The organism is Chryseobacterium sp. CP-77, assembly GCF_036362765.1.
In the GTDB taxonomy this organism is placed as follows: Bacteria; Bacteroidota; Bacteroidia; order Flavobacteriales; family Weeksellaceae; genus Chryseobacterium; species Chryseobacterium cupriresistens.
Genome location: NZ_CP143637.1, coordinates 4,745,189 through 4,758,856, shown reverse-complemented (window position 1 = coordinate 4,758,856; position 13,668 = coordinate 4,745,189). Strand labels below are relative to the sequence as shown.

General features: G+C 38.2%; 9 protein-coding genes. 3 read left to right on the top strand and 6 right to left on the bottom strand.

The window, feature by feature from the left end; all coding sequences use genetic code 11:
* Nucleotides 1-127: 127 nt before the first annotated feature.
* Nucleotides 128-1,516, top strand: coding sequence for an IS4 family transposase (locus V0410_RS21370; RefSeq protein ID WP_330745551.1), 1,389 nt, complete (start codon nt 128-130; stop codon nt 1,514-1,516).
* 197 nt (nt 1,517-1,713) lie between these two features.
* Here V0410_RS21370 and V0410_RS21365 read toward each other — a convergent pair whose 3' ends face one another.
* The 3 genes from V0410_RS21365 to V0410_RS21355 all read right to left on the bottom strand — a co-directional run bounded on the left by V0410_RS21365 (nt 1,714) and on the right by V0410_RS21355 (nt 8,687).
* Nucleotides 1,714-3,771, bottom strand: coding sequence for a M13 family metallopeptidase (locus V0410_RS21365; RefSeq protein ID WP_110010726.1), 2,058 nt, complete (start codon nt 3,769-3,771; stop codon nt 1,714-1,716).
* A 179-nt stretch (nt 3,772-3,950) separates the two neighbouring features.
* On the bottom strand, nt 3,951-7,349 hold the full coding sequence (locus tag V0410_RS21360; protein ID WP_330745550.1) for a polysaccharide deacetylase family protein: 3,399 nt from the start codon (nt 7,347-7,349) through the stop codon (nt 3,951-3,953).
* 87 nt (nt 7,350-7,436) lie between these two features.
* Nucleotides 7,437-8,687, bottom strand: coding sequence for a CinA family nicotinamide mononucleotide deamidase-related protein (locus V0410_RS21355; protein WP_330745549.1), 1,251 nt, complete (start codon nt 8,685-8,687; stop codon nt 7,437-7,439).
* 114 nt (nt 8,688-8,801) lie between these two features.
* On the opposite strand from V0410_RS21355, the gene V0410_RS21350 reads away from it, so the two are divergent.
* Nucleotides 8,802-9,275, top strand: coding sequence for a DUF7832 domain-containing protein (locus V0410_RS21350; protein ID WP_330745548.1), 474 nt, complete (start codon nt 8,802-8,804; stop codon nt 9,273-9,275).
* A 79-nt stretch (nt 9,276-9,354) separates the two neighbouring features.
* Here V0410_RS21350 and V0410_RS21345 read toward each other — a convergent pair whose 3' ends face one another.
* The 3 genes from V0410_RS21345 to V0410_RS21335 all read right to left on the bottom strand — a co-directional run bounded on the left by V0410_RS21345 (nt 9,355) and on the right by V0410_RS21335 (nt 12,601).
* Nucleotides 9,355-9,897, bottom strand: coding sequence for a lipocalin family protein (locus V0410_RS21345; RefSeq protein ID WP_330745547.1), 543 nt, complete (start codon nt 9,895-9,897; stop codon nt 9,355-9,357).
* A gap of 73 nt (nt 9,898-9,970) precedes the next feature.
* The gene (locus tag V0410_RS21340; protein ID WP_047432960.1) at nt 9,971-10,705 is read right to left on the bottom strand and encodes a LytR/AlgR family response regulator transcription factor; all 735 of its coding nucleotides are present in this window, start codon (nt 10,703-10,705) and stop codon (nt 9,971-9,973) included.
* A 102-nt stretch (nt 10,706-10,807) separates the two neighbouring features.
* A complete protein-coding gene (locus V0410_RS21335; RefSeq protein WP_330745546.1) occupies nt 10,808-12,601 on the bottom strand; it encodes a tetratricopeptide repeat-containing sensor histidine kinase in 1,794 nt (597 codons plus the stop codon).
* Between the two features lie 138 nt (nt 12,602-12,739).
* On the opposite strand from V0410_RS21335, the gene V0410_RS21330 reads away from it, so the two are divergent.
* Nucleotides 12,740-13,414: an SIMPL domain-containing protein gene (locus tag V0410_RS21330; RefSeq protein WP_330745545.1), complete on the top strand. Its 675-nt coding sequence runs from the start codon at nt 12,740-12,742 to the stop codon at nt 13,412-13,414.
* Nucleotides 13,415-13,668: the final 254 nt, after the last annotated feature.

Below are 13,668 nucleotides of genomic sequence, written 5' to 3'. Positions count from 1 at the left end.
AATGTTTGATGTTATTAGGTATAAAACCACCCCGTCAAAAATTCTTTGAATTTTTGCCACCCCTCCGTGGGACTATCGTGTGGACACAATTATTCCTAGTTTTATACATTTATTGTTATTTAGTATTATGACAAGAAATTTCAGGGAATTAGCCGATAAACGTTTACTTAAACGTGGCAATAAAATTTTAGATGATTTATTTTCCAAAAGCGTTCATTCGATTCGCCGTTTAAGTGATGATGAAGCTTCCGCCAAGGGATATTACCGTTTTCTTCAGAATGATCGTGTCAGTGAAGAAGACCTGATCCGCAATATGTCTTATAACTGTATTGAAGCCTGTCAAGGCAAATATGTGATCTGCATTCAGGACACTACTGAAATTAATCTTTATAGTCATAAAGGGAGGATAAAAAAAGACCACTTTATTGGCACGACCACCTCCAAAAAGGATCTGGGTCTGGGTTTCTATATCCATCCATCGGTTGTTCTTGATGCTTCCAACGGTACCCCCTATGGCTTTGCTAATGTTAAGCTATGGAGTCGTTCGCAAAATTTTGCGAATAAACATGAAAGAAACTACCGTGATCTTCCTATCGAAGAAAAAGAATCCTACAAATGGATCGAAGTATCTGAGCAAACCATCTCTGCTTTGAAGGCGCAAGTTCCGGGCATGCTTATTGTGCAAGATCGGGAGGGTGATATTTATGAGCAGTTTGCCAGGATTCCCCAAGAAGGTGTAGATTTATTGGTCAGGGCAAGGGCAGACCGTTCACTTCCAGATGGGACAAAATTATTTTCCAGCATCGACAAGGAGCAGATACCTGCTGTTTATTCGGTTTTTATTGATGCCAGAAATGGGAGGAAAAAGAGAACAGCCAAGGTAGAAGTCCGCTATAAACAAGTAGAAATAAAGAGCCCTAAAAGAATAAATGAAAATACGCCTAAAAGCTTAAAAATATATTTTATAGAAGCCAGGGAGGTTGAATATGAAGGCAGCGATGCGGTCTGCTGGCGTTTGTTAACTACCCTATCTATAGATAATATGGAGATGGCCATGAACTGTATCGAGTGGTATAGCTGGCGTTGGAGAATCGAAGAGATATTTAAAATTCTGAAAAAGGAAGGCTATGACATTGAATCCTCAGAACTGGAATATGCTTCTTCGGTCCGAAAACAAAGCTTAATGATTATGGAAGTTACCATTAAGCTGTTCTTAATGCGCCTTGCCTATGCTGAGCCGGAGATAGAAATTACTCCCGGCTCCTGTTTTCATCCTGAAGAACAGCAGCTGATGGAAGAATACATGAAAGATCTGGAAGGCAGTACCCAAAAGCAAAAAAATAATTATTCAAAGACCGATCTTAAAAGATATGTATGGGTCATTGCCCGCTTAGGAGGATGGAAAGGATACGAAAGCAACAGGCATCCGGGTATTACAACCCTGTGGATTGGACTCAAATGTTTTAAAGATATAGCCAAAGCTTACAAAATATTTAAAGATGTGTCCACACGATAGTCCGTGGGAGGGGAATGATGGAAGCCGTTATTGTAAAAATTGTTCCCTTCGATTACTTATTACTTATTACTTATTACTTATCACCTATTTTGCCTAATCCCTAATCCCTAATCCCTAATCCCTAAAACCTGCTACCTGCAACCTATCATCTGCTACCTAAAAAAACAAAACCGCTCATTGCTGAGCGGTTGTTATTATTACCAGATTTTGATTCTGTCTTCCGGAGCTTTGTATAATTTGTCTCCTTTTTTCACATCGAATGCTTTATAGAAAGCGTCAACGTTGATAAGTGGACCAAAACTTCTGAAATATCCCGGAGAATGCGGGTCAGTTTTCACCTGATTCACCATATATTTCTCACTTGATAATGTTCTCCAAACGGTTGCCCAGCTTAGGAAGAATCTCTGATCCTGAGTGAACCCGCTGATTTTTCCTGGGTTTCCTTTGTCTTTTAAATACATCTGAAGAGCATCATAAGCGATGTTTACACCTCCCAAGTCAGCGATATTTTCACCGTTTGTGAAAGTACCGTTTACAAAAGTTCCTTTTACAGGCTCATATTTGTCATACTGAGAAGCAAGGGCTTTTGTTGCTTTTTCGAAGTTGGCTTTATCTTCCGGAGTCCACCAGTCTACCAGGTTACCATCTGCATCGAACTGTGCACCTGAATCATCAAATCCGTGGCTCATTTCGTGACCGATAACTGCACCGATACCTCCGAAGTTTACAGCAGCATCAGCTTTAGGGTTAAAGAATGGCGGCTGAAGGATGGCAGCAGGGAATACAATCTCGTTATTTACCGGGTTATAATATGCATTTACAGTCTGCGGAGTCATTCCCCATTCTGTTTTATCCACCGGCTTGCCAATTTTAGCTAAATCTTTGTTGTATTGCCATTCCGTAATGTTCTGAAGGTTCTGATATAGGTTTCCTCCTTTAGCTTCAGAAACGATATTTAATTTTGAATAGTCTTTCCATTTATCCGGATAAGCAACTTTTACAGTGAACTTGTTCAGCTTCTGCATTGCTTTTTCCTTTGTTGTTGAAGACATCCATGCTAAGTTATTGATATGAACAGCGAAACTTTTCTTTAAATAGTCAATCAGTTCTACCATCTGAGCTTTTGCTTCAGCAGGGAAATATTTCTCAACATATAGTTTTCCGAAAGCTTCTCCCAAAGTACCGTTGATCAATTCAAATCCTCTCTTGTTAAGAGCTCTCTGTTCCTGCTGGCCTCTAAGGTATTTGCCATAGAAAGCAAACTTCATATTTCCTAAGTTTTCGCTTAAGTAAGAAGCACTTCCGTGGATCATATGGAATTTAAGATAATCTTTGATCACAGGAAGGTCCTGAGCATTGATCAATTTATCAAAATTTTTATAGAATCCCAATTCGCTGATAATGACCTTATCCGTATTTACTCCTACTTTTTTAAGGTAACCAGGGATGTCTACTCCTTTCACCAATGCTGAAAGTTCAGCCATTGTTTTAGGATTGTACTGAAGGGTGTTGTCACGGCTCTGTTCATTTGTCAGATAGGTATTTGCAACACTTTTTTCAAAGTTTACAATACCTTTTGCAGCCTCATCAGCATTTTTATATCCTAATTCTTTTAGCATTGAAGCTACATATTTCTGATATTCAGCAATAGCTTCTGTATTTTTTTCGTTTACTTTCTGATAGTAGTCTCTTCCTAAACCTAAAGTGGCATTTCCTAAATAAACAGCATTCATTTTAGAATCTTTAAGATCTGCATCCACTCCCCATCCGTAAAGAATGTTCTCTCCTTCTTTCGTTACAGAAGTAAGGTAGTTCTGAAGATCAGCCATGTTTTTAATAGCATCAATCTTATTCAGGTTTTCCTGGATTGGTTTAATTCCGTCTGCATTTCTTTTCTCCATGTTCATGTATGTAGCATACAGATCCTGAATCTTTTTCCCTTCACTTCCGTCAGCAAATTTATCTTTCAGAAGAGAATTCAGGATGGTCATGGAATTGTTATCCGTATCCTCCGCCAGTTTGTTGAAGCTTCCCCATGTTGGTTTGTCAGATGGAATTTTGGCTGTTTTCATCCATGTTCCACTCACATAGTTGTAAAAGTCATCCTGAGGACGTACAGAAGTGTCCATCAGGCTAAGGTCTAAGCCTTTATCTGTGTTATTCACTGCTACTTTAGCAGCTTTTGCTTGTGCGCTCATAGTCGTCTGAGTACAGATCCCTGCTATTAAAAACAAAGAAAGCGTTATTTTTTTCATTATGATAACAATTTATAGAATATGTATGATTTATTTTGAATTTGTTACTTTTTATAAAAACAAATTTAAATAAATAACATGAAAGTATCTTAAGTGGGAAGTTGGGAGTTGGGAGCTGGAAGTTATGAAAATCCGGAACTTCCAGCCTCATTCTTCCAGCTTCCAGCCTTTATCAGTTATCATGAAGTTGCTATCTCTTTTACATTTCCGGTTCTTTTCAGAACTCCCCAGGACTGCATTTCGCCTTTCAGTGCTTTTCTTAAACTTTTAAATAATACAATATACATCAGCCATCTATACCCGAATCTCTGTGGAATGATATACAGCAGATTGGTTAATTTTTCCCGCTGCATGATAAATGCCACTAAAGCCAGGGAAGCATCCACCAAAAGGAAGATCAGATAATAGGTGAATATTTTGTCTCCGTTTCCGGAAAGAATTCCAAAGAACATAATCACATCTGCCATCGGCGAGAAAAATGGGATGATGTATTGGAATAATAAAATATTCGGCATTGCCCAAAGTCCCAATCCTTTATATCCGGGGTTAAGGAAAGTCTGTCTTTGCTTCCAGAACATCTGCATGATTCCGTAGGTCCATCGGAAACGCTGTTTTAAAAACTGATTGGCGGTTTCCGGAGCTTCCGTGACGGCAATTGCTCTATTCTCGTTAGCCACCGTATATCCGGCTTTTAAAATTTTTACGGTTATATCACAATCTTCTGCCAGCGTATCGGATGAATAGCCTCCAGTTTCAATAACCACTGCTCTTTTAAATGCCCCGATAGCACCCGGAATTACAGTAATGGCATTAATGTGAGCATACGCCAGTCTGTCGAAGTTCTGACTCGTTGTATATTCTATAGCCTGCCATCTGGTAAGCCAGTTGACTCTGTTTCCGACTTTTACATTTCCTGCTACTGCAGCAATCTTTTCTTCAGGATCAGAATTTAAAAATCTTGCAATAAGATATTTCACGGCATCCTGCTGCAGTTTGGTATCGGCATCAATACATACTACATATTCGGCATCGGTCTGTGATATTCCGAAATTTAAAGCAGTTGCTTTTCCACCGTTTCTTTTGGTGAAAATTTTCAGCTTCGGATGATCAGGAAATGCCGCTTTTGCTTTTTCATAAGTAGAATCTTTACTGCCGTCATCTACCATAATGATATCAAAGTTGGGATAAGTCTGTTTCAATAAGTTCTGCAGGGAAGACACAATATTCACTTCTTCATTATAAGCAGGAACTATGATGGAAACTTTCGGATAAGATTTCGGAACCGGAAACTCGCCCAGCTTTCTTTCTTTGTTTCTTTCTTTAAAAGCCCAGTATGCCATCAGCAATAATCTGATCAATCCTAATACAATGAAAATAGTAAATAATGCCACGAGAAAATGACTTACTCCATAGATAATGGTAGCCAAAACAAGGTTCAGCTGCATAATGTAATATGACTTCGTTTTAGGCACTTCAGGCATCAGTTCGCTTCTGCTTTTGTGTAAGATATTGGTCAGGTTCGTAAAATGATAACCCTGTTTCTGAAGCGTCGGAATCAGAACCTTTAAAGCTTTTACCGTTTCTTCTCTGGTATCTCCTCCTGCATCGTGAAGAAGAATAATGTTCCCTCGCTCCTGTTTGACACCGGCTAATACCCTTTTTACAATTTCATCTGCTTTTATTCCCGGCTGCCAGTCTTCAGGATCTATATTTTCTCCAATATCAAGATAATTCTGCTGTCTGGCCAAAGCTACCGGAATAATCTCTTCCGAAGTGGTAGGTTCAGAGTCTGCGTTGTATGGTGCTCTGAACAGGATTGTACTGTGTCCCGTCACACACTCTATGAGCAAACGGGTAAGTTTCATTTCAAGCAAAGCTCTTTCCGGACTTACTTTTGCGACATTTTCATGGGTAAAGGTGTGATTTCCTATTTCATGTCCTTCTCTATAAATTCTTTTAACAAGCGGAAGGTTCTTTTCTGCATTTAATCCTACCAGAAAGAAAGCTGCCGGAACATGATATCTGGACAATACATCCAAAACCTGTGGCGTATAGGTTTCATCCGGACCATCATCAAAAGTAAGCACAAGTTCTTTCTGAGGAGCACTGCCATATTTCTTCACTTCATAAGAACTTGGATAGGTAACATAGTTTTCGTCTGTGATAATTTTCTCTTTCGGATCCACTTCCAATGCAATCTTTCCGTCATGAGGCGTATTCAGAACATCCAGTACTTCCCCGTCACCGATATAATCCACCATGGTCTGCCCTTTTACATTTTCCAATGTTTTTAAGTTCAGTTTGGATAGCCCTGCAAACGTAAGATCTTTATCATAGAAGTTCCACACTCTGCTGTCTTCACTTCCCAGTCTCCAGAGTGCAGTTCCTGCCAAAGGATATTCTGAAGAGAAACGCATTGTGTTGAAGATAGAAGCCGCATCATTGAAAAATACAGTGTGGGTAAGATTTTTGGAATCCGTGTAAGAAAAATTTAAATTAAACGTATTGTCATTAAAATCTATAACCGCTTTACTGGCGCTGGCTTTCGTAATTGCCTGCATATAAGTAACAGAAGTATTGTCATCCGGATTGGAGCTCCAGTCATAGCCATAAGCTCCAAGGCCCAGAATTATTTTTTGCGGAGAGGTTTGTTTTACAATTTTACCTGTCTGTTCTTCGATCCATTTCTGAGAAGAAACCGGGCCGGCATCACTTCCTGCAGAATACTCATCATAAGCCATCAGCACAAAATAATCTACATAAGGATTCAGTCCTGGAATGTTGTAATCATCATTGTCCGTCATGATATCCATGGTAACCAGTAACTGATTTTTTTTGAAAGTCTCTGAAAGCTCTTTCATAAAAGCAATCAGATTTTCATCAGAATTAAGGTTCATATCTTCAAAGTCAATATTAATTCCTTTGAAGTGGTATTTTTTACATTGCTGAGTGATTTTTTGGATCAGACGGGTTCTTTTCTGAGGATCATTAAGAACTTTTGCCAGCCCTTCTGAACGGAATTCCCTGTCAAAGTTATTACTCAGCATCGGCATGGCAGCCACACCTGTTCTCTTGATCACTTTGTAGCCTTCCGGATCCACATTGGTTTTCAGATCTCCGGTTTTAGGATCAAGGAAAAACCATTCCGGGAAAACAAGATTCACGTGTCTGATATTTCTTTTCAGAGACATCAGAGACTGAGGATCCCAGGCTACATAAAATGCAGAACGGATTCCTCCCGGAAACTGAGCCCAGTTTCTGTTTTGATTTTTATATCTTTCTGCTCTTGCTTTCTCAATTTTGTCGAGATTGGTGTGAATTGTTTTTTCAGAAATAAAGCTTCTGAAACCTTTATATTCTTTAGAAATTTTATTCTCCTGAAGATAAGGTTTATTGGCTGTAATTACTGCTTTATAATCTTCTTTAAAAGGAATTTTAGGACTTTTGTCCAGGGTCATCATCAGACCTAAAGCAAGAAGAAGCAGTACTCCTATAAAAATAAAGACACGGCTTCCCCATTGCACACTTTTCCAGCGTTTTTTGCTGCTGGTCTGAAAAATCTGTTTGGAATTTTCCACGATTTTGAAATTTATTGAATGGCAGTCAAAAAGCGTGAAAAACTGTATAAAAATTAATTAAAAAAAAATTAAAAAATAATTCCCTATCTAGCTGTTTACAAGCAGGCTTACAACATCCTGAATCACTTTTTGGGAGACAAAATTCATAAAATCTAATCTTTCCAGATGCGGCATGTATAATTTTGAGGTTACTTCCTGATCATTGATTCTGATCGTATAATAAACTGTTCCAACATCCTTACCGTCTTCTCCTTTCCCCGGACCCGCAACACCGGTTGTAGAAAGGGAAATATGAGTCTCGAACAATTCCTGACAGCCTTTTGCCATTTCCTGGGCCACCTGCTCACTTACAACCTTAAACTGTTCTACAGTATCTTTGGAAACATTTAAAATTTTAATCTTTTTCTCTGTGGCATAGGCAACCACTCCACCCAGGAAATATTTCGAGCTGCCGGAAACTGAAGTAATCATTTTTGCCAGTTCACCTCCGGTACAACTCTCTGCTGTGGAGATTGTCATGTTTCTTTCGGTAAGCATTTCTGCCAGAATATTTTCAATTTTATCCTCAGATACTGCAATAACATGACCTTCTACCAAAGGAAGCAATTTCTGGATTTCTTCTTCTGTTATTTGTTTCAACTGCTCTTCGTTATCACCGGAAGCAGTCAGACGAAGCTTTACACGGGTTCCCACCGGAAGATAAGACAGTGCAATATTTCCCGGAAGTGCCAGTTCCCAGTCTTCAATTTTATCAGCCAGGATACTTTCAGGAATTCCGACCACAGAAACAATCCGGGTATGGATATAATGAAGACTGAATCTTTGCTGTAAATAAGGAATAATCTGATCTTTAATAAGCGGTTTCACCTCATAGGGAACGCCCGGAAGGCTGTAGCACAATTTTCCGTCCTGTTCCATCATCATACATGGTGCCGTTCCGTAATGGTTCTGAAAAACGATGGATTTGGTAGGGACAAATGCCTGTTCGCGGTTTCTTTCGAGAATATCTGCTCTTCCACGTCGTTCCATATAGCCTTTCAAATGATTGAATGTCACCTCATCCAAAGCAATTTCATCATCAAAATATTCAGCCAGGGCCTTTTTGGTTTTATCATCACGGGTTGGCCCGAGGCCTCCTGTTGTAATGACTAAATCGCCGGTTTCAAAGGCGGTGTTCAATGCATTTTTAATGGTTTCAATTTCGTCTGAGATCGTAAGAATCTGAATGACTTTTATTCCTATATTTTTAAGTTCAGTCGCAATAAAATTAGAGTTGGTATCTACCGTATTTCCGGAAAGGATTTCATCACCGATAGTAATCAGAACAGCTTTTTCCATATATTTTTTTGTTGAAAAAAATTCTATGCAAATGACGGAAAATTCTGTGGCAGCGGCAATATAAATTGATTTTTTCTATTTTTGAAGAAATTATCTAAAACTACAATACAAATTATGTCTAAATATGATGATGCTTCATGGCATTATGGCGGTGATTTTCCGGAAGGCCTTCCTCAGAAAAACGGGGCTACCCATACAGGAATGTTCCTGAACTGGTGTATCCATAACGATCTGATCTCTGATGAACTGAAGGAAGATGGTGAAGAGGAAATAGAAAAAGTAAAGCGAAGAGAAATAACCGGTGCTGAATTCATTATGGATTCCTGCGACGGAAAATTCTCAGAATATGACCTGAATGAACTGGGAAATCTTTTTGCAAAAGATTATTATGCTGATGACACCGATTTTGGAAACAGATACAGCTCATTCGCTGATGATTATGTGAATATTTTTGATGCTAAAGCAGAAGAAAGTGACTACGAATACGAAACTTTTTATCACATCGAAGATACCTATGAAAATTATGATCTGATGAAACAGGTGATAGATCACCGTTTTGAAGAATGGAAAGAATATATTAACAGCTAATAGATAAAAGGGCAAAACTGTACATAATATACTTATCTGCATTTTTGCCCTTCCGCTATTTTGCGATTTGGATTATTCTTTATTGATTATGCCTTACCCAGATCAGTTCATCGGTGTTATAGCCGATTTTTTTTGCTTTCTGGAGGAAACGCTGACGGATGCTTTCCGGAATGCTGGTCGTACGGGAAAGGATCCACAGATATTTTAAACTGCTTCCTGCTACAAGAGCATATTGATAGTCTTCATCAATATCTATGACGTTGTAACCGGCCCAGATCGGCTTAAAAAATGAAACTTTCAAACGGGCTTCTGCAGGGTCTTTTACGAATTTTGCTTCCCCGATAGATTCATTCCATACTTTTTTTGTGTAATCATAGCCTTTATTTCTTACCTGAACAGTACCATCCGGATTTTCTGTATACTCTGCTGTAACATTGTCCATGTTTTTCTCGAATCTGTAATCGAAACGGGCGACCTCATACCACTTGCCCAGATATTTTTTAAGATTAAAATTCTTTACCGCAGATGCTCCCCTGGGAATTCTTACAGAACAGGAATTGAAAATGATAAGCCCCAGTGCTCCCAATGAAACGGGAAGTATAATTTTATGAATGGTTTTCATGACAGGAATATTTTATGTGGTTATGATAGAACGTCAAAAATAATGCCTTTGGTCTGTTAAGGACCCATAAATTCTATGAAAATACTTTCAGGAAATTATCTTTAAAGCTTCCTGAAACCTCTATTTCCGTATCATCTGACAGCATCACGGTTCCGCTTTTATGATAGGATTTTACAAACCCCGTATTGATGATGTGTGAACGGTGAACCCTCACAAACGGGTTTTCCAGAAGATCATCAAAATGCTTCAGAAAACGGCACACCATCTTCTTTGAACCATCGGTAAGATATACCTGAGTAAAATTTCCATCCGCCTGGAGTCTTACAATATCTTCCGTTTTTACAACGTCAAATCCCTGTAAAGTCGGCAAAATCAGCTGCTGTTTTTCAGGTTTTAATTTCAGATTCTCAAGAAGAATCTTATTCCGGTTGAGTTCCTCTTTTTTCTCAAGACTTTCCGCTACTTTATTTACTGCCAGAATCAGTTCCTGAATATCGATAGGTTTTAAAATATAATAGCTTGCTGATTTATTTAAAGCCTGTAATGAATATTGTGAAAATGCGGTAATAAAAATAGTTTCGTATGAGAAATCTTTGGTAGCTTCCAGTACATCAAAGGCATTTCCGAAAGGCATTTCTACATCCAGAAAGACCAGTTGAGGCTGCTTTTCAGCAATTAACGGAACTGCTTCTTTGATATTTTCAGCTTCACCCAGAATTTCCACCTGCGGACAGTATTTGGTAAGATAGCTTCGTAAAACTTCTCTTGCTATAAGTTCATCGTCAACAATGACAGCTTTTATTTTCATTTGAAAAGATTTTAGGTGGCTGGTAACAGATTTCAGATGCAAATTAGTAATATTTAACCAATCGTACAATCGGTCCAAAACTTACAGTCCGCCTTAATCCTGCTAAGCAAGATTCATCCGGATAGTCACCAAAACTCCACTGTTATTTTCTTTATCCTTTATAGAGCAGGTGATGTCTTTTTTGTACAGATCATTCAGGAGCTGAATTCTTTCCAGCGTATTTTTCATTCCCCTGCCCTCTCTTGTTTTCTGATGTTCTGTTTTCTGCTTTTTACTTTCTTCAATCCCTATTCCATTGTCCTCAATAAGGATTTTAAGGTGCGATTCACTTTTTTCAAAGCTTAATGTTAAAAATCCTTTTTCGGTTCTGTAACGGAGTCCGTGCCAGACAGCATTTTCCAGAAACGGCTGTATCAGCATTCCCGGAACCTGAAGGTTTTGCATATTCAGATTTTCATCTACTTCAATTTCGTAATCGAATTTATCTGCAAAACGGGTCTTTTCAAGCGCCAGATAATTTTGCAAAAGGTCAAGCTCCTGCTGAAAAGGAATAAAATCTTCGGTAGAATTTTCCATTACACCGCGCATCAGCTTCGAAAATTTTGTAAGATACTGATTCGCTTCAAGCTCATTATTGGTGGCTATAAAATGGTTGACACTATTTAAACTGTTAAAAATAAAATGAGGATTCATCTCTCTTCGCAGCGACTGAAGAGCTATTTTCTTATTTTTAATCTGAACTTTTTTCAGCATTCTGAAAATGAAAATAATGAGTCCGGTGAGTACAATCAACGCTCCGATCAGACTGTAATTAAAGACGTTTTTCTTTCTGATCAGTTCATCTTTCAACTCTTTTTCTTTTTCCAGCTGTGAAATCCGCTGTTCTGTATCTTCCAGAATTTTATTATCAACCAGGCTTCTGTCTTTGGAAACAAGATTCGGAAGTTTTCCCAAAAAGTCTCTGTATAACTGAACAGAGGCATCAATATTTCCTGAGATCGCATAAAGGCTGTCCAGCTTTTTTACACTTTTTTGTGCTTCCAGTGTATGACCTTTGTCCAGCGCAATTCCATAGGCATTTTTTAAAAGATCTACGGCTTCCTCCGGATCATTTTTTTTAATATAGATATCTGCCAGTTCCTGAATCTGATTGACTTTTTCCTGCGAGTTTTCTTTTACAAAGTCTTCTTTCAAAACTTTCTTCTTGGCTTCAATAGCTTTTTCGAAGTTTTTGTTTTCCACATACAGGTCTGCCAGCTTCTGATTGATGGCAAGCGCCTGTTGAGGAGCTTCTTTTTTAGAAATTTTATAGGCTGTATTCAGGTTTTCTTCAGCACTGGAAACATCTTTCTGTTTCAGGTTAACATCTGCCAGCTGACTGTAGCTTTCTGCAAGATCGCCTTGCTCATTTTCTTTTTTAGTCAGATTGATATTATTCTGAATCGCTTCTGCTTTCAGCTCGGGGGTAGGAGAAGAAAGTCTTGCCGCATCATTAGAATTCACAGCTTTACTTTTTTCGCTGTAACTTACCTGTGCTGCCATGCTGTAATTACTGATGGCAGGAGTTATTTTATTCTGCTTCTCCTGTGACTGGGCTAATCTTCGGGTTGCTTTCTCGATATTGGGCTTATCATTGAGTTTTTCATACAGCTTTTTCGCTTTTGTATAATACTCTTCACTTTTGGGAAAGTTTCCGCTATTGAAAAATGTTTCACCGATGTTATAATAAGAATCTGCCTGGGCAGGTTCATTTTTGGTGTCCATTGCTCTTTTCAGCTTCTTTGTTTCTACCTGCACTTCTTCCACAGCAGAACTGCTGTTAGTAGTGGTTTGGGAAAAGATTGTATTTCCCGAAAGCACCAGTAAGAATAGAGTAAAGAGTTTAAGCATTTTCATAAAACAAAGATATACATATATATAGTCTGCTCAAAAACTATTCACCAAGTGAAAGTTCCATTTCACCAAGTCTACCGGATTTCGGTTACTGATCTGTGTAATTTTACATCAGAATTAAAAATTTAAAAACAGGAAATTATGAAATTGAAACATTTTTTATTAATCGGAATTTTAACTCTTGGAAGTTTTGTAAACGCTCAGGAAGTCAAGAAAAATGCAATTGAAGTAACAGGAGTGGCAGAAATGGAAGTGGAGCCGGATGAAATTATCTTCAGTATCGGGATAAAAGCTGATAATAAAAACGATCTGGCAGATAATGAAAAGAAATTATTTGATATTTTGAAAAATGCAGGGGTAAAGAACGAGGATATCAAATTCAAATCCATGTATCAGAATATTTACTCTAAAACCGCTAAGTTTTCTAAAAACTATCACTTTAAAGCCGGTACAAAATCAAACCTCAGCAAAATCTTTGAAGACCTGAATCAAAAGTGGGTAAGCAGCCTGAATATCGCGGAGGTAAAGAATACCAAAATTGCAGATTTCAGAAAAGCAGTGAAGATCAACGCTTTGAAAGCAGCCAAAGAGAAAGCAGACTACTTACTGGAAAGTATGGGTAAAAAGACAGGAAATGCCCTTGAAATTGTAGAGATAGAAGATTACACCAGCGATATGATTATGCCGGTAGCCTACAAAGGAAGAGCAAGCAATATCCAGTTGGAAATGGCTGATGCTACGGTAGATTTTTCTTTTGATAATATTGAAAACATCAAGCTGAAATACAGCATTAAAACAAAATACGAAATCCTTTAAAATAACAGATTTAAGAAAGCTGCCTTTTGGGCAGTTTTTTTGTTTTGTACTATTGGGTCATTTCGTTTTTGACTGAAGAAAAATACCTGTCGATCTATTAAAGTTTTTCGAATGGTAAAGGCTTCGACTCCGCTCAGCCGGACAGTATTGAAATGACACATTAGATTATTACTATAACATATAATCAGATCCTTCCGTTTTTAATATCCACCAAGTGAAACCTTCCGTTCACCAAGTTTCCCGATTTCCAGCCT